The organism is Pseudomonas sp. TE3895 (genome assembly GCF_056278855.1).
Genome location: NZ_JBWBQE010000001.1, coordinates 4,531,090 through 4,548,043 on the forward strand (window position 1 = coordinate 4,531,090; position 16,954 = coordinate 4,548,043).

At 63.0% G+C, this 16,954-nt stretch carries 16 protein-coding genes; 11 read left to right on the forward strand and 5 right to left on the reverse strand.

Features of this window, described 5'->3' with window-relative positions; translation table 11 throughout:
- The first annotated feature begins 99 nt into the window (after positions 1 to 99).
- The 4 genes from ACZ889_RS20595 to ACZ889_RS20610 all read left to right on the forward strand — a co-directional run bounded on the left by ACZ889_RS20595 (position 100) and on the right by ACZ889_RS20610 (position 4,120).
- A complete protein-coding gene (locus ACZ889_RS20595) occupies positions 100 to 1,080 on the forward strand; it encodes an aliphatic sulfonate ABC transporter substrate-binding protein (protein WP_476257762.1) in 981 nt (326 codons plus the stop codon).
- Between the two features lie 16 nt (positions 1,081 to 1,096).
- Positions 1,097 to 2,461, forward strand: a complete 1,365-nt coding sequence (locus ACZ889_RS20600) for an LLM class flavin-dependent oxidoreductase (protein ID WP_476257763.1) — start codon at positions 1,097 to 1,099, stop codon at positions 2,459 to 2,461.
- 133 nt (positions 2,462 to 2,594) lie between these two features.
- Positions 2,595 to 3,431: a bifunctional allantoicase/(S)-ureidoglycine aminohydrolase gene (locus tag ACZ889_RS20605; RefSeq protein WP_003247865.1), complete on the forward strand. Its 837-nt coding sequence runs from the start codon at positions 2,595 to 2,597 to the stop codon at positions 3,429 to 3,431.
- A gap of 89 nt (positions 3,432 to 3,520) precedes the next feature.
- Positions 3,521 to 4,120 carry an START domain-containing protein gene (locus tag ACZ889_RS20610; RefSeq protein WP_104961510.1) on the forward strand — a complete coding sequence of 200 codons (600 nt, stop codon included), beginning with the start codon at positions 3,521 to 3,523 and terminating at the stop codon, positions 4,118 to 4,120.
- 74 nt (positions 4,121 to 4,194) lie between these two features.
- On the opposite strand, the gene ACZ889_RS20615 is transcribed toward ACZ889_RS20610, so the two are convergent.
- Positions 4,195 to 4,617, reverse strand: coding sequence for an Lrp/AsnC family transcriptional regulator (locus ACZ889_RS20615; RefSeq protein ID WP_010954389.1), 423 nt, complete (start codon positions 4,615 to 4,617; stop codon positions 4,195 to 4,197).
- A gap of 187 nt (positions 4,618 to 4,804) precedes the next feature.
- Between ACZ889_RS20615 and ACZ889_RS20620 the strand changes: the two genes are divergently transcribed.
- Positions 4,805 to 5,857, forward strand: a complete 1,053-nt coding sequence (locus tag ACZ889_RS20620) for an ornithine cyclodeaminase (RefSeq protein ID WP_180689834.1) — start codon at positions 4,805 to 4,807, stop codon at positions 5,855 to 5,857.
- Positions 5,858 to 6,009: 152 nt separating this feature from the next.
- On the opposite strand, the gene ACZ889_RS20625 is transcribed toward ACZ889_RS20620, so the two are convergent.
- The 3 genes from ACZ889_RS20625 to pobA all read right to left on the reverse strand — a co-directional run bounded on the left by ACZ889_RS20625 (position 6,010) and on the right by pobA (position 10,063).
- Complete coding sequence (locus ACZ889_RS20625) at positions 6,010 to 6,891, reverse strand: LysR substrate-binding domain-containing protein (RefSeq protein WP_003247855.1); 882 nt, start codon at positions 6,889 to 6,891, stop codon at positions 6,010 to 6,012.
- A 44-nt stretch (positions 6,892 to 6,935) separates the two neighbouring features.
- A complete protein-coding gene (ggt, locus tag ACZ889_RS20630; RefSeq protein WP_180689833.1) occupies positions 6,936 to 8,726 on the reverse strand; it encodes a gamma-glutamyltransferase in 1,791 nt (596 codons plus the stop codon).
- Between the two features lie 149 nt (positions 8,727 to 8,875).
- On the reverse strand, positions 8,876 to 10,063 hold the full coding sequence (gene pobA, locus ACZ889_RS20635; RefSeq protein ID WP_476257764.1) for a 4-hydroxybenzoate 3-monooxygenase: 1,188 nt from the start codon (positions 10,061 to 10,063) through the stop codon (positions 8,876 to 8,878).
- Between the two features lie 172 nt (positions 10,064 to 10,235).
- Here pobA and ACZ889_RS20640 point away from each other — a divergent pair, with 172 nt between their 5' ends.
- From ACZ889_RS20640 to ACZ889_RS20650, 3 genes are all read left to right on the forward strand, one after another.
- Positions 10,236 to 11,114: a helix-turn-helix domain-containing protein gene (locus tag ACZ889_RS20640; RefSeq protein WP_003247849.1), complete on the forward strand. Its 879-nt coding sequence runs from the start codon at positions 10,236 to 10,238 to the stop codon at positions 11,112 to 11,114.
- A gap of 75 nt (positions 11,115 to 11,189) precedes the next feature.
- Positions 11,190 to 11,588 carry a MerR family transcriptional regulator gene (locus tag ACZ889_RS20645; protein ID WP_003247847.1) on the forward strand — a complete coding sequence of 133 codons (399 nt, stop codon included), beginning with the start codon at positions 11,190 to 11,192 and terminating at the stop codon, positions 11,586 to 11,588.
- A 19-nt stretch (positions 11,589 to 11,607) separates the two neighbouring features.
- Complete coding sequence (locus ACZ889_RS20650; protein ID WP_180689832.1) at positions 11,608 to 12,507, forward strand: hydroxymethylglutaryl-CoA lyase; 900 nt, start codon at positions 11,608 to 11,610, stop codon at positions 12,505 to 12,507.
- A 532-nt stretch (positions 12,508 to 13,039) separates the two neighbouring features.
- Here the strand turns inward: ACZ889_RS20650 and ACZ889_RS20655 are convergent.
- Positions 13,040 to 13,558 carry an MgtC/SapB family protein gene (locus tag ACZ889_RS20655; protein ID WP_003247836.1) on the reverse strand — a complete coding sequence of 173 codons (519 nt, stop codon included), beginning with the start codon at positions 13,556 to 13,558 and terminating at the stop codon, positions 13,040 to 13,042.
- Positions 13,559 to 13,727: 169 nt separating this feature from the next.
- Here ACZ889_RS20655 and ACZ889_RS20660 point away from each other — a divergent pair, with 169 nt between their 5' ends.
- From ACZ889_RS20660 to mapR, 3 genes are all read left to right on the forward strand, one after another.
- The gene (locus ACZ889_RS20660; protein ID WP_003247835.1) at positions 13,728 to 13,967 is read left to right on the forward strand and encodes a DUF3203 family protein; all 240 of its coding nucleotides are present in this window, start codon (positions 13,728 to 13,730) and stop codon (positions 13,965 to 13,967) included.
- A gap of 121 nt (positions 13,968 to 14,088) precedes the next feature.
- Positions 14,089 to 15,492 (forward strand): cytochrome c oxidase accessory protein CcoG, encoded by a 1,404-nt coding sequence (gene ccoG / locus ACZ889_RS20665; protein WP_180689831.1) that lies wholly within the window; start codon positions 14,089 to 14,091, stop codon positions 15,490 to 15,492.
- Between the two features lie 50 nt (positions 15,493 to 15,542).
- Positions 15,543 to 16,952: a GntR family transcriptional regulator MpaR gene (gene mapR, locus ACZ889_RS20670; protein WP_003247831.1), complete on the forward strand. Its 1,410-nt coding sequence runs from the start codon at positions 15,543 to 15,545 to the stop codon at positions 16,950 to 16,952.
- Positions 16,953 to 16,954 lie beyond the last annotated feature (2 nt).

The window sequence follows — 16,954 nt, forward strand, 5'->3', positions numbered from 1 at the left end:
CTAAACAATCTAACAAACTGGAATATATAAATTGAAAGCCAAACGCCACCTCCTTAGTCTGGGCAGATCGCCTCTCACCCGATTCAAGGAGCAATGCCCATGCCCAAACATGCCTTCTCCCCACTACGCCGTCTGCTGATCGGCGGTTTACTGGCCAGCGTCGCCAGCGCCCTGCTGCCCTGGTCCGAAGCCATTGCCGACGACGCCAGGACACTGCGCATCGGCTACCAGAAATTCAACAGCATCAACATCCTCAAAGGCAGCGGCGCCCTGGAGAAGGCCCTGGCACCGCAAGGTGTGAAGGTCAGCTGGCATGAGTTCACCGCAGGCCCCCAGCTACTGGAGGCACTGAGCACCGGCGCCATCGACCTCGGCCACGCAGCCGATGCCCCCTCGGTGTTCGCCCAGGCCGCAGGCAAGCCTGTGGTCTACCTGGCCGCCGAACAACCCTACCCACGCGGCATTGGCCTGGTCGTGCGCGAGCAGGACCACCTGGCCAGTGTGCAGGACCTGAAAGGCAAGCGCGTGGCCACCGGCCGCGGCTGGAATGCCCAGTACCTGCTGGCCGTAGCCCTGCAGCAGGCTGGGCTCAGTTACAAGGACATTACCCCCGCCTACGTCAACAATGCCGCCGATGCCGTGGCCGCCTTGCAATCGGGCAGCGTGCAGGCCGTGACCCTTTGGGACCCATTCCTCGCCGCCGCAGAAAGCCAGCCAGGGCTGAAGAACCTGCGCGATGGCAGCGGCCTGTCCAACAACCGCACCTTCTACCTGTCCACAGCCCGCTATGCCGACCAGCACCGTGCACTGCTGAAAACCTTCTTTGCCGAGCTGGGCAAGGTCAGCCAGTGGGCCAACGCCAAGCCTGCCGAAGTGGCCGCGCTGCTGGCACCGCAGCTGGGGATCAGCACCCAGGTGCTGGAAGTGGCCAGCGAACGGCGCAACTACAACGCCGTCGCTATCACCCCGCAGATCGTTGCCGAACAACAGAAGCTGGCTGACACCTTCCAGGGCCTGGGCCTGATTCCACGCAAGCTACAGGTGGCCGAAGCGGTCTACCCGGCTTCCGTGTTGCCTTGAACGGAGCGCGCTGACCATGCCTCGCCCGATCCGCTTCAACGCCTTCAGCATGAACGCTGCCAGCCACCAGTCCCCTGGGCTGTGGCGCCATCCGCGCAACACCAGTGTGGCGTTCAACAGCCTGAGTTACTGGACCGACCTGGCCCGCCTGCTCGAGCGCGGCCTGTTCGACGCCCTGTTCATCGCCGATGTGCTGGGTATCTACGACGTCTATCAAGGCAGCCCGCAAGCCGCCCTGCGCGGTGGCGTGCAGGTGCCGGTCAATGATCCGCTGCTGCTGGTGCCGGCAATGGCCGGGGTGACCGAGCACCTGGGTTTCGGTGTCACCTTTTCGCTGACCTACGAACACCCCTACCCCTTCGCCCGGCGCATGTCCACGCTCGACCACCTGAGCAATGGCCGGGTCGGCTGGAACATCGTCACCGGGTATCTGGACAGCGCTGCGCGCAACCTCGGCCTGGCGCGTCAACTGGGCCACGACCAACGCTACGACCTGGCCGAGGAATACCTGCAAGTGCTGTACAAACTGTGGGAGAAAAGCTGGGACGACGACGCCGTGCTGCTGGAGCGTGAAAGCGGGCGCTATATCGAACCCTCGCGGGTACACCCGATCAACCATGTGGGCGAGCACTTCCAGGTGCCCGGCATGCACCTGTGCCAGCCGTCGCCGCAACGCACCCCGGTGTTGTTCCAGGCCGGTGCGTCGGCACGCGGCCAGCAGTTTGCCGCACGGCATGCCGAATGCGTGTTCATCAGCGGGCCAACGCCGACGGTGTTGCGCCGCTACGCCGACGGCATCCGCCAGGCCTGCGAAGCGGCCGGGCGTGGCCGTGACGAAGTGCTGATCTACGCCCAGGCCCTGTTGATCGTCGCCCCCACGCGGGAAGAGGCCGAGGCCCGCTTTAACGACTATCGCCGCTATGTCGACCTGGACGCTGCCCTGGCGCTGCTGTCAGGCTGGACCGGTATCGACTTTGCCGGCCTCGACCCCGATGCACCGATCGAGTACGTCGAGAACGATGCTGGCCGTGCCGCCCTGGCAGCCTTTACCGCCGCCGACCCCACTCGCCGCTGGACCGTACGCGAAGCCGCCGAGTTCGTTGGCCTGGGCGGTCGCGGCCCCGTGCTGATCGGCGCTGCCAGCGAGGTGGCCGACCAGCTGGAAACCTGGCTGGACCATACCGGCATCGACGGTTTCAACCTGACCTACGCCGTGCAACCGGACGACCTGGCCAATGTAGTCGACCTGCTGGTGCCCGAGCTGCAACGGCGCGGCCGCTACCCGCTGAGCTACACCGAGGGCCCCCTGCGCCACAAGCTGTTCGGCCGCGGCGGCCAGCTGCCCGAACGGCACGTTGGGCGCCAGGTCAGCATTCAGTGATCAAATACCGGGTATTCCAACATTTAATTTGTGGATGCCACGCACTCGACCCTATTCTGTGGCCACATCCCCTGCGCCGCACCGGCCGGTGCGGTTCAAGGCATGGGGAGAGAACAACAAGTCGAGATCGTCCATGTCGAACCATTCGTACTTCGCCCCCCACGGTGGGCACCCGGCTCAAACCGAGCTGCTGACTGACCGTGCCATGTTCACCGAAGCCTATGCCGTCATCCCTAAAGGCGTGATGCGTGACATCGTCACCAGCCACCTGCCCTTTTGGGACAAGATGCGCATGTGGGTCATCGCCCGCCCGCTGACCGGTTTTGCCGAAACGTTCTCCCAGTACATCGTCGAACTGGCCCCGGAAGGCGGCAGCGAGCGCCCTGAGCTGGACGCCGATGCGGAAGCCGTGGTGTTCATCGTCGAAGGCGAACTGGACATCACCGTCGAAGGCAAACACCACACCCTGGTACCTGGCGGCTACGCCTTCCTGGCCCCGGGCGCCGAGTGGAGCCTGCGTAACAACAGCAAGTCCAACGTCACCTTCCACTGGCTGCGCAAGCACTACCAGAAGGTTGAAGGCCTGGACGTGCCGGAATCCTTCGTCACCCACCGCGACAACGCCACCGTCATCGAGATGCCGGGCACCGAAGGCCGCTGGAAAACCACCCGCTTTGTCGACATGGCCGACATGCGCCACGACATGCACGTGAACATCGTCACCTTCCAGCCGGGCGGTGTGATTCCGTTCGCAGAAACCCACGTGATGGAACACGGCCTGTACGTGCTGGAAGGCAAGGCAGTTTACCGCCTGAACCAGGACTGGGTCGAAGTGGAAGCCGGCGACTTCATGTGGCTGCGTGCCTTCTGCCCGCAAGCCTGCTACGCCGGCGGCCCAGGCAACTTCAGCTACCTGCTGTACAAGGACGTGAACCGTCACGTACACCTGACGCTGAACCCTAAGCGCTAAGCCCAGGCTGATGCCCGCAAGCCCGCCAACCTGGCGGGCTTTCTGTTTGCCGCGCATACTGAAATACCCACCCCTGCAGGGTACCGGCCATGAACCGCTGCCTGCTGCTCGCGGCCTTGCTGCTGTGCGCCTCTGCCCTGGCCGCCGATGACTGGCACCTGGCCTACGACCGCGAAGGCATTCGCGTGTACCTGAAAGATGCAGGCGACTCGCCCTACCAGCAGTTTCGTGGTGTCAGCACCATGAAAGCCAGCGTGCGCACGCTCACTGACCTGCAGGATAACCTGCGGGTGGCCTGCAAGTGGCTGTACGCCTGTGACCAGATGCGGCTGCTGGATGTGGAGGGTGACAACACCTGGGTGTACCTGACCACCCAGCTGCCTTGGCCGGCGAGGCCACGGGACATCGTGCTGAAAGTGACCAGCGAACGCCTGGTCGACGGTACCCTGGTGCGCCACCTGAGCGCCGATCCCGACAGGATCCCCAAGGTTGACGGCCTGATCCGGGTAGAGCACCTGAGTGGTGTGTGGCAGATGAAACCGCTGGGTGACCGGGTGACCGAGGTGACCTACCAGTTGCAGGCCGCCCCTGCCGGGGATGTGCCGGGGTGGCTGGCCAACCGGTTTGTGGTGGATACGCCGGTGGTGACGTTGCGTACGTTGCGAGCGGTGGCTGAGCGCCAACCTTGAAGTGCCGGCAGGCCGTAGACCGACTGCAGCAGGGTCAGCAGCTTTTTATGCAATACCCCTCTCTGGCTCAGCGGTCACATCTTGTAGGTCGACAGCAGGATGCTGGTCTCGGTGTTCTCGATATGCGGGATCGAGCGGATGGCGTTCAGCGCCCGGTCGAACGCTTCGAGGGTGTCGGCGCGCAGCTCTGCCATCAAGTCCCAGCGGCCATTGGTGGTGTGGATGGCCACCACATTGGGATGCCCGCGCAGCGCGTGCTTGACCTCTGCGGCATGGTGGCCGCTGATGCCGATGCTGGTGATTGCCCGCACCCCCTGGTCCAGCGCATCGGAGCGCAGACGCACCGTATAACCGATGATCACACCCTGCTCTTCAAGCCGGGTGATGCGGTTATGCACCGTTGCCCTGGCCACCTTCAGCTTCTTCGCCAGGGTCAGCACAGGGGTACGTGCGTTGTCCCGCAACAGTGCAATCAGTTCCCGATCGATCGTGTCCATAAGCCTGCCAAATAATCAGATTGCTACGTTGGGTTGGCAGATTGTCCAGAAGCCTGACGAAACTGACAACCTGTATGCTTCCGATTGGCGCAACCTGTCATCAAAATGTTCATGCGGCTTCACTTCGATAATCTCAAGCGCTGACCCCGCACTGCTGGGCAAGCGCACAATAACAAGGTGCAAGAGCATGACGTATTTCATTGATGTTCCAACCATGTCGGACTTGGTGCATGACATTGGCGTAGCGCCGTTTATTGGCGAGCTTGCCGCTGCCCTGCGGGACGATTTCAAACGCTGGCAGGCGTTTGACAAGTCCGCGCGCGTTGCCAGCCACTCGGAAGTGGGCGTGATCGAACTGATGCCGGTCGCCGACAAAAGCCGCTATGCCTTCAAATACGTCAACGGCCACCCGGCCAATACTGCACGCAACCTGCATACGGTGATGGCCTTCGGTGTACTGGCCGATGTCGACTCCGGTTACCCGGTGCTGCTGTCCGAACTGACCATCGCCACCGCCCTGCGCACCGCAGCGACTTCGCTGATGGCAGCCCAGGCACTGGCCCGCCCGAACGCGCGCAAGATGGCGCTGATCGGCAACGGCGCGCAAAGCGAATTCCAGGCCCTGGCCTTCCACAAGCACCTGGGCATCGAAGAAATCGTCGCCTACGACACCGACCCCCTGGCCACCGCCAAGCTTATCGCCAACCTCAAGGAATACAGCGGCTTGACCATCCGCCGAGCCAGCTCGGTAGCCGAGGCAGTGAAAGGCGTGGACATCATAACCACGGTGACGGCCGACAAGGCCTACGCCACCATCATTACCCCCGACATGCTGGAGCCCGGTATGCACCTGAACGCCGTGGGTGGTGACTGCCCAGGCAAAACCGAGCTGCACGCCGATGTGCTGCGCAACGCACGGGTGTTCGTCGAGTACGAGCCACAAACCCGTATCGAAGGTGAGATCCAGCAGCTGCCGGCGGACTTTCCGGTGGTCGACCTGTGGCGCGTGCTCTGCGGAGAAACCGAAGGCCGCCAAAGCGACAGCCAGGTCACTGTGTTCGATTCGGTGGGCTTCGCTCTCGAAGACTACACCGTACTACGGTACGTACTACAGCAAGCCGAAAAGCGCGGGATGGGTGCCAAGATCGACCTGGTGCCGTGGGTTGAAGACGACCCGAAAGACCTGTTCAGCCACACCCGAGGCCGCGCTGGCAAAAGCCGCATCCGACGGGTTGCCTGACATTGAATCGGTTTAGTCGAACGTGTGGGAGCAGGCATGCCCGCTAAGCAGGCTGCACGGTGCATGGCACGGGCTTAGCCCGTGCTCGCCGGAAAAGCCCACAGTGATCGCACTGGCGTTGGGTCGTGTGCAAGCGCATTTCCCACTGACCGTCAGATCCCACCGCCCGCCAGCAACTGCGTCATCACCTCAGCCAACGCCTTGACCATCACATCCGCCGTCGGCCGGTGCACGATGACGATCTCATAGCTGTCGACCTCCGGCAGCCCTTGCCCGGCCCCCAGCACCCTGTGCTCGCCGGTGGCCGCCCTGGGTGGCAGCAGGCTGATACCCATACCATCGGCGACCGCAGCCTGGATGCCACTGAGGCTGGAACTGGTAAAGCTGATGCGCCAGCGCCGCCCCATGCCTTCGATGGCGTTGATCATGTCCTCGCGGTACAGGCCGCGTGGCGGAAAGGTGACCAACGGGATCGGGTCCAGCTCGAAGGCAGGCGTGTGTGCGCTGTCGATCCACTGCAGACGCTCTGGCCAACAGGCCACGCCCTCACGGCTGTTGCGCCGCTGCTTGAGCAGCACCAGGTCAAGTTCGCCATTGTCATAGGCCTGGCTCAGGTCACGGCACAAGCCGCTGGTCACTTCGAGCTTCACCTGTGGGTGCAGCCGGCTGAATGCCGACAGCGCATTGGTGGTACGCCCGCCCACGAAGTCCTCGGGCACGCCAAGCCGTACCGTGGTACCCACCATCGCCCCGGCCAGGGCTTCAAGCATCTGATCGTTCAGGGCCAGCATGTGCCGAGCATAGCCGAGCAAAGTCTGCCCGGCATCGGTCGGCAGCACGTCACGGTTGCCCCGCACCAGCAGGCGGTGGCCGACCATGTCTTCCAGGCGGCGCACTTTCTGGCTGATCGTCGACTGGGTCGAATGCAGCCGCGCGGCAGCGGTGGTGAAGCTGCCGCAGTCGGCCACCACGACAATGGCGCGCAGCAGGTCGAGGTCGAACAGAGCCCTATTCGATTTCACGCTGATAGACATCTAGATATTCAACTACTGAATGGCAAGTCTGCGTTCTATCACGGCTAGTCACCGAGGGCCACTCCTTCCCGCCGGGGATCGGCACCGCCTGACCAACCCTCGCCGCTGCGCTGGATGATCTGCATGCCGCTGGTCATGGTCATCGGTGCCACCTCATGACCCCAGGCTGCCAACTGGCGGATCAGCGCCGGGCTGCTCAGCCCTGCTTCCACTTCGGTGCCGGCATTGCGGCTGCCGAAGTTGGGCATGCCGGCGGCCTCCTGCGGGTCGAGCTGCCAATCCAGCAGGCCGACCAGTGCCTTGTTCACGTAACCGATGATCTGCGAGCCGCCCGGCGAACCGAGGCTCGCGACAAACTCGCCAGTGGCACGCGAGAACACCAACGTCGGCGCCATGGCCGACAGCGGCCGTTTGCCCGGCTGCACCCGATTGGCCACCGGCTTGCCGTGCTCGTGGGGGATGAACGAGAAGTCGGTCAGCTGATTGTTGAGCAGGAAGCCCTTGACCATCAGGTGCGAGCCAAATGCGGCCTCCACCGAGGTGGTCATGGCCAGTGCCTGGCCGCTGTCATCCACCGCACTGAGGTGAGAGGTGGAGATGCGCAGTGGCGAGCGGTCGGGCGCAAGCGCCAGGTCCGCTCCTTGCGGCTGGCCCGGGCGGGCGCGCTTCATGCTGTGCTCGCCGATCAGCGCCGCGCGGCTGGCCAGATAAGCAGAATCGGTCAGGGCCTTGACCGGGACGGGCACGTAGTCGCTGTCGGCCAGGTACTGAGCGCGGTCGGCGTAGGCCAGGCGCTCGGCCTCGGCGATCAGGTGCACGGCCAAGGGCGGGGCTTCCAGGCGGGCCGGGGACGAGGTGGCCAGCGGTCGCAGCGCTGCCAGGTCGCGTTGCGGCGCGGTGCGCTGCACGGCTTCGAGCAGGCCCAAGGTCTGCAGCACGGTCACCCCACCCGAGGAGGGTGGCGGCATGCCGCATATTTGCCAGGCCTTGTAGGGACCGCACAACGGCTCGCGCTCCTTGGCCTGGTACTGCTGCAAGTCCTGCAGCGACAGATACCCGGCATTGGCATGGCCACGCACCGTGGCGACGATGGCTTCGGCAATTTCACCGCTGTAGAACACCTCGGGCCCCTGTGCGGCGATCTGCTCGAAGGTCTGTGCCAACTCAGGGTTGCGCAGGATTGTACCCACGGCCAGCGGCCTGCCCTGTTCATCCAGGAAGTAACGGGCCATTGCGGGTGAGCGGGCAATGTAGGGGTCCCCGGCCATTAGCGTGTGCAGGCGCTCGGAAACCGCGAAGCCGTTGCGTGCCAAGGCGATGGCCGGGGCGAACAGGTCGTGCCAGGGCAACTTGCCGTGCTGCTCGTGGGCCTGTTTCAGGGCACGCAGCACCCCGGGCACGCCCACCGAACGCCCACCGATCTGCGCCACCCGGAACGGCATGGGTGTGCCATCGGCTTGCAGGAACAGTTTTTCCGTCACCGCCGCAGGTGCCGCCTCACGCCCGTCGAATGCCTGCACGCGCTTGCCATCCCAGTACAGGATGAACGCCCCGCCACCGATCCCACTGGACTGCGGCTCGACCAGTGTCAGCACCATCTGCATGGCGATGGCGGCGTCAATCGCACTGCCGCCGGCACGCAACATCGCCCGCCCCGCTTCACTGGCCAGCGGGTTGGCTGCGGCGACCATGTGCCGGCTGGCGTGCACCGGCTGCAAACCGCTACGGTAGCCGGAGGCCAGTTCCGGTGGCGCGGGCAATACCTGGTCGGCGCCGGCCCAGTTACTGGTAGCCAGCAGGCACAGAGCGCCGATCAGCGGGGTGGGATATTTCATCGTCATGCATCCTGCCATCACCTATTCAGCGAAGCACTGTCGGTCATACGCAGTCTCGACTTCAAGCCTTGGTGTAATACCGGCAAGCCATTCGCTGACCAATGCAGCCCTTGCTCTCTGCGTGAGTGCCAGGTTTGCGCAATGACGGATCAGGTCACTTCTTCGAACGGCAGCCCCACATAGTTCTCGGCAATGTTCACCAGGCCCGCCAGCGAGGTCAGGAAGTACTCGCGGTCAGCTTCCTGCATCTTCTGGTCCCAGGCATCCTTGTGGCTACCGAAGTCATGCAGCAGTTGGGTCATGAACCAGCTGAAGCGCTCGCCCTTCCACACGCGGCGCAGTGCCAGTGGCGAGTATTGCGCAAGCAGGTCGACGCGCCCTTCGTGGTACACCTTGACCAGAATGCGGTACAGGTAGTTGACGTCCGAGGCCGCCAGGTTAAGGCCTTTGGCACCCGTAGGGGGGACGATGTGCGCCGCGTCACCCACCAGGAACAGGTGACCATACTGCATGGGTTCGACCACCAGGCTACGCAGCGGCGCAATGCTTTTTTCCAACGCAGGGCCTGTGACCAGGTCCGCCGCCACCTCGGCGGGCAAACGGGCTTTCAGTTCGTCCCAGAAACGCTCGTCAGACCACTCCTCGACCCGATCCTGCAAAGGTACCTGCAGGTAGTAGCGGCTGCGTGTTTGCGAGCGTTGGCTACACAACGCGAAACCGCGCGCATGGTGGGCGTAGATCAGCTCGTGATTGACCGGCGGCGTGTCCGACAGCAGGCCCAGCCAGCCAAACGGGTAAACCCGCTCATACTGCTTCAGCACGCCCTCCGGGATGCTCTGCCGCGAGATGCCGTGGAAGCCGTCGCAGCCGGCGATATAGTCGCAGTCAACCCGCTGCACCCGGCCATCCTTTTCGAACGTCAGGTAGGGCTTCTCGCCTTTCAATTCATGCGGCTGAACGTTGGCGGCTGAATAGATGATCGGCGCACCACTGGCTTCACGGGCCTGCATCAGGTCACGGGTGACCTCGGTCTGGCCGTAGACCATCACCGTCTTGCCACCGGTCAGCGCCTTGAGGTCAAGGCGTTGACGGCGCCCACCAACCAGCAGCTCGACCCCCTCGTGCACCAGGCCTTCACGGTCCATGCGCTCGGCCACGCCGGCCTCGCGCAGCAGGTCGACCGTGCCTTGCTCCAGCACCCCGGCGCGGATGCGGCCTAGTACGTACTCGGCGGTCTGGCGTTCGACGATGATGTTATCGATACCGGCCTTGTGCAGCAGCTGGCCCAGCAGCAGGCCAGACGGACCTGCACCAATAATTGCAACCTGAGTTTTCATTGTTGTTGTCTCTGTTCGGACGATACCGGCCCGGGACTGGCAGCGGGGCGGCATCTGCTGTTAGGGTTTGCCATTGCATTTTTACTGGCAGAAAACGCCGTTTAAGTGTGCTATTCCATAAAAAACCTGCACTTTTACGAAAATCGTTCGATTAACGGACAGGCCAACCCAGATGAAATCCACCCTCCCCGGCGTCCCGTTGTTCAAGCTGTATGGCGAAAATCAGGCCTGGCCCGGCACCGACCTGCTGCACTGCGAGTCGATCCCGGCACGCAGCCGCCTGCATCACTGGGAGATCAAGCCGCACCAGCATGCCGAGCTGTTCCAGCTGCTGTATGTACAGCGTGGCCAGGCCCAGGTGGAGATCGAGGGCGTGCGCAGTGCCATCGGCGAAGCGGCGATCCAGGTCGTGCCACCGATGACCGTGCATGGCTTTCGCTTCAGCGCCGATATCCAGGGCTATGTCCTGACCTTTGGTACTGCCCTTGTAGCGAACCTGGAACAGCGCCTGGGCGCGCCACTGACGGTGCTGGCACAGCCTGCGTGTTATCCGTTGGGCCATGACCGCGTGCACCTGCGCAGCCTGGTCGACACCTTGCAGCGGGAGTACCAAGGCAATGCCCCGGCACGCGCCGCGATGCTCGAAGCGTTGGTGACCGCGCTGATGGTGTGGATCAGCCGCCGTCAGCAGCAAGGGCAGGCACCGCGTAACCGTGATGAACGTGACCGCCTGTTGCTGGGGCAATACTTGCGCTTGGTCGAAGCGCATTACCGCGAGCATCTGTCGGTTGAAGACTTTGCCGCGCGGCTGAATATTCCGAGTTTGCAACTGAACCAGCTGTGCCGGGCACTGAGCGGTCAGACTGCATTGCAGGTGGTGCACCAGCGGTTGTTGCTGGAGGCGCGACGCAACCTTATTTACACGCGGATGAGCATTGGTCAGTTGTCGGATAGCCTGGGGTTTACCGACCCGACCTACTTCGCCCGGTGGTTCAAGCGCTTGAGTGGGCAAACGCCCAATGCGTATCGCAGATCAGGGTTGTCGGAATAATCCTTGGCGGCCTCTTCTTGACGTATACGTCAACCTGCCCTCAGGATATCCGCATACCCCACGCCGAGCCCGAGCATGAGCACTCAGACCTACAGCATCTCCGACCTGTCCCGCGAACTGGACATCACCACCCGCGCTATCCGCTTCTACGAAGAACAGGGCCTGCTCAGCCCTGAGCGTCGTGGCCTGGAACGCATCTACTCACCGCGCGACAAGGTCAGCCTGAAGCTCATTCTGCGCGGCAAGCGCATCGGCTTTTCCCTGGCCGAGTGCCGCGAGTTGATCGAACTGTACGACCCCACCAGCGGCAACCTCAAACAGCTCAACAGCATGCTGGCGAAGATCGCCGAGCGCCGCGCCCAGCTGGAGCAGCAGATGCTGGACATTCACCAGATGCAACTGGAACTGGACACCGCCCAGGAACGCTGCGAACAAGCCCTGGCCGCCACCCTGAACAACAAAGACAACCGCTGAACGCCACAGGAAACCCGCCATGTCCTTGCCCAAACACGTCCGCCTGGTCGAAGTCGGCCCCCGCGACGGCCTGCAGAACGAAGCCCAGCCCATCAGCGTCGCCGACAAGGTACGCCTGGTCAACGACCTCACCGAAGCGGGCCTGGCCTATATAGAAGTGGGCAGTTTCGTGTCCCCCAAGTGGGTGCCACAGATGGCCGGCTCTGCCGAGGTATTCGCCGGCATCCAGCAGCGCCCCGGTGTGACGTATGCCGCACTGGCGCCGAACCTGCGCGGTTTCGAGGACGCCCTGGCTGCCGGGGTCAAGGAAGTAGCGGTGTTCGCTGCCGCCTCCGAAGCGTTCTCGCAACGCAACATCAATTGCTCGATCAGCGAAAGCCTCAAGCGCTTCGAACCTATCATGGACGCTGCGCGCAGCCACGGCGTGCGCGTGCGCGGGTATGTGTCGTGTGTGCTTGGCTGCCCTTACGAGGGCAAGGTCAGCGCCGAGCAGGTGGCCCCGGTGGCCCGCGCCCTGCACGACATGGGCTGCTACGAGGTCTCGCTGGGTGACACCATTGGCACCGGTACCGCAGGCGACACCCGACGCCTGTTCGAGGTGGTGTCGGCCCAGGTACCGCGCGAGCAGTTGGCCGGACACTTCCATGACACTTACGGCCAGGCCTTGGCTAACGTCTATGCCAGCCTGCTCGAGGGCATCAGCGTATTCGACAGCTCGGTAGCCGGGCTGGGCGGCTGCCCTTACGCCAAGGGTGCTACCGGCAATATCGCCAGTGAAGACGTTGTGTACCTGCTGCAGGGGCTTGGCATTGAAACCGGCATCGACCTGGGCCTGCTGATAGCCGCCGGCCAGCGCATCAGCGACGTGCTGGGCCGCGACAACGGGTCGCGGGTAGCACGGGCGTGCAGCGCACGATAGGTCACACGGGTGTCACATTGGTGTGGGTGAAGTGTTACCTCCCGCACATTTCACAGCAAAAAATCGGGTAACAGGGAAACAAATCGGCAGAATTTCAGGCTGAGCGATGTCGACCAAAATTCTTAAATCATTGATTTTAAAGGGTTTTTAAAAGTTGGCACGCACCCTGCTATATCTCTGGTACAAGAACAAAAAAAACGCGATACCCAATAAAAACAACAGGTAACGGCTCTGACATAACAAGAACAACACGGCAGAGGCGTAGCAAGCAGATTTTTTTGGAGTCGACACGCTTTTCAGGGGTTCGCCCCGCGGTCTGGCACAGAACAATAAAACTACCTCAAGGTAGGGGCAGCCAGGTTCGGATCAGCAATGATGAAAGCAGGTCAGCGCTCAAAAAAATACGTTTGCTCTTGACCCCGCATGGGGGTCGCCCGCAACACCAGGACAAGCCGACAAAAACAACAAAAGGCCGGTCCCAATAATAAAAAAAGAGCAGGCAACAACGCTTTGAGGGGAGCTTCGGCTCCCCTCAGTGCTTCCTGCCCTCTTCCTCCTTCTGCTTCTCCTCATCCTGCCCTTCGACCTTCTCCACCAGCAACGGCATCGTGCCCAGTACCAGCAGGGCCAGTACCGTGCTGATCAGCGCCGTGGCTTCGCGTCCCATGCCAGCCGCCGTGCCGATGGCAGCCGTCATCCATAGCCCGGCAGCGGTCGTCAGGCCCTTCACATGGCTGGTGTCCTGGCCGTTACCCTTCAGAATGGTACCCGCACCGAGAAAACCGATACCGGCAACGATGCCCTGGATCACCCGACTGAGTGCCTGTTCATCGGCCCCCGCCATACTGGGCGCCAGCACGAACAGGGCGGCCCCCAGCGACACCAGCATGTGGGTACGCACTCCGGCAGACTTGCCCTTGTGTTCGCGCTCGAAGCCCAGTACTGCGCCGAGCACAGCAGCCATCAGCAAGCGCACAAGGATTTGCGTGACCTCGCGCTCATCGGTGACATCGGCGAATTCCGCCTGGATTGCTTGCCAGATGACGTCCATCGCAGTTGTTTCCCCTGCTTGAGCTTTATGAATCCGCCTGCCACGTCAGCAGGCCTGCCCTCTGCATGGTTGACCGTCACACGTACTGCAAAGTGCCGCTCAGCTTGCTGATGCAGCAACTGGCCCCTGACCGTGGTCCACCCTGTAATCACCCCGGGAGGACCCCACCATGCCCATTGAAATCGACGAAACCACCCGCCGCTGCACGCTGATCGGCGAAGGCCTGCGCATCGAGGGCGAAGGCCCGGACATCGAGATCATCACCGACGAACAGTTGCGTATGTCGGTGGCCATACTGGCCGGCCAACGCGTGCCCATTACCGAAACCGAGGCCGATGCACTGACCGTGGCGGGTGCGGTGGATAGCCGCAGGCATCTGAAGGCCAGCGCGCCAGGCTCGGTGATATGAGGCCTGGCGGGGCCATGCGGCAAATCTGATATGGTTTTTATCGTAAAATCTGAACCTGTGCTGATAACAGCTTCAGCGCCATAGTGCTCATGCCTGATCGAGGCCTGATGAGCACCGAACCATGAACGATAGAATCCCTTTTACAGAGATCGCCACCGCCCCAGCCAGCATCCAAGCGCGACGCACCGACAGCGGCATCCATACCCGCAGCTTTACCGGGCTTTACCGTAACCTGCGCATCGGCTTTGCCGGCGCCCTGTTCGTGCTGTTCTTCGGCACGGCCTGGCTGAACTGGAACGGCCGCCAGGCCGTACTGTGGGACCTGGGGAACAGCAAGTTCCACATCTTCGGCGCCACCTTCTGGCCACAGGACTTCATCCTGCTGTCGGCGCTGCTGATCATCTGTGCCTTTGGCCTGTTCGCCATCACCGTCTACGCCGGGCGCGTCTGGTGCGGTTACAGTTGCCCACAAAGCACCTGGACCTGGCTATTCATGTGGTGCGAAAAGGTTACCGAGGGGGACCGCAACCAGCGCATAAAGCTGGCCGCGGCGCCCTGGAGCCTGCACAAACTGGCCCGTCGCACGCTCAAACACAGCCTGTGGTTGGCCATTGGCGTGCTCACGGGGCTGACCTTCGTCGGCTACTTCACCCCGATCCGGCCACTGGCCGCAGAATTGCTCACCTTGCAACTGGGCGGTGTGGCACTGTTCTGGGTGCTGTTCTTCACGGCCGCTACCTACATCAATGCCGGCCTGCTGCGTGAAGCGGTATGCCTGCACATGTGCCCGTATGCGCGCTTCCAGAGCGTGATGTTCGACAAGGACACCCTGGCGGTCGCTTACGACCCGCGTCGTGGCGAAGCCCGTGGTCCGCGCAAGAAAGGCAGTGACGTCGGTGCCCAGGGACTGGGCGACTGCATCGATTGCACCCTGTGCGTGCAGGTGTGCCCCACCGGCATCGACATCCGTGATGGCTTGCAGATGGCTTGCATCGGCTGTGCCGCGTGCATCGACGCCTGTGACGGGGTAATGGACAAGATGGGTTACGCCCGCGGCCTGATTGGCTACAAGTCCGAGCACAGCCTGCAAGGCGGTACCACCCACTGGCTGCGCCCGCGCCTGTTGGGCTACGCTGCCGCACTGCTGGTCATGATCGGGGCACTGGTGGTGGCCCTGCAGATGCGCCCGATGGTATCGCTGGATGTGATCAAGGACCGCGGCCTGTTCCGCGAAAACGCCCAAGGCCAGATCGAGAACATTTACCTGCTCAAGGTCATCAACAAGACCGAACGTACCCAGCACTATCAATTGCGCCTGCTGGACGCTGACGGTTTCACCCTGCAGGGCAATAGCGCACTGGTCATCCCTGCTGGCGAAATGAGCGAACTGCCGGTGTCGGTGGCGATGCTCGCCGAGCGCCCGACCAGCAGCTCGCAGACGCTGAGCTTTGAAATCAGCGAGCGTGACGACCCCGCTATCCGCAGCGTGGCGCACAGTCGCTTCGTCGCCCCCATGAACCGCTGATCCCTTACACTCACGCCACCTTGCCTGCCAGGCTTGGACAGAAGGCCAGAATGAAACGCTACGAACGCTTCGCCGATGACATTGCCGAACTGATCCGCTCCGGGGTGCTGGGCCCCGGCCAGCGCGTGCCGTCCGTGCGCTACGCCAGCCAGACCCACGGGGTCAGCCCGTCCACCGTGTTCCAGGCCTATTACCTGCTGGAACGGCGCGGGCTGATCCGCGCCCGGCCGCGCTCCGGGTATTTCGTCAACGCCCACGTGCCGCGTCAGTTCAGCGAGCCGCAGGCGCTGCAGCCGGTGAGCGAGTCTACCGATGTCGACGTCAGCGCCTTGGTATTTTCGATCCTCGACTCGATCAAGGACCCCAACACCATTGCCTTCGGCTCAGCCTTTCCCAGCCCTGAGCTGTTCCCGCTGCAACGCCTGTCCCGCTCACTGGCCAGTGCCAGCCGCAGCATGGACCCGCGCATGGTGGTGACCGATCTGTCCCCCGGCAACCCGCAGCTGCGCCGGCAGATCGCCCTGCGCTACATGGTCGGTGGGCTGATGCTGCCGATGGAAGAGCTGCTGATCACCAACGGCGCACTGGAGGCCCTGAACCTGTGCCTGCAGGCCGTGACCCAGCCGGGCGACCTGGTCGCCATCGAGGCCCCGGCCTTCTATGCCTGCCTGCAGGTGCTGGAGCGGCTCAAGCTCAAGGCTGTGGAAATCCCCGTGCACCCGCGCGAGGGCATGGACCTGGGGGTGCTGGCGCAGACCCTGGAAAAGCACCCGGTAAAGGCCGTGTGGTGCATGACCAATTTCCAGAACCCGGTGGGTGCAAGCATGCCGGAGGCCAAGAAACAGGCGCTGGTGGAGTTGCTGGCACGCCATCAGGTGCCGTTGATCGAAGACGACGTGTACGCCGAGCTGTACTACTCGCAACAGGCGCCCAAACCCGCCAAGGCCTTCGACACTCAGGGCCTGGTCATGCACTGCGGCTCGTTCGCCAAAAGCCTGGCACCGGGCTATCGCATTGGCTGGGTGGCCGCCGGGCGCTTTGCGCAGAAGATCGAGCGGTTGAAACTGATGACCTCCCTGTGTGCCTCCATGCCGGCCCAGGCGGCCATCGCCGACTACCTGCAACACGGCGGCTACGACCGCCACCTGCGCAAGCTGCGCTACGCGCTGGAGGGCCAGCAGGCCAACATGCTGGCAGCCATCGCCCGCCACTTCCCGGCGCAGACACGGGTCAGCCAGCCCTCCGGCGGCTACTTCCTGTGGCTGGAACTGCCCGAGCAGATGGACGCCCTCAAGCTGTTCCACATGGCCTTGGCCCAAGGCATCAGCATCGCCCCTGGGCCGATCTTTTCGCCCACCCGACGCTTTGGCAATTGCATCCGCCTGAACTACGGCAGCCCCTGGCATGACGGCGCCGAACAGGCCATGGAAACCCTCGGGCGGATCATTCGCTCGTTCTGATA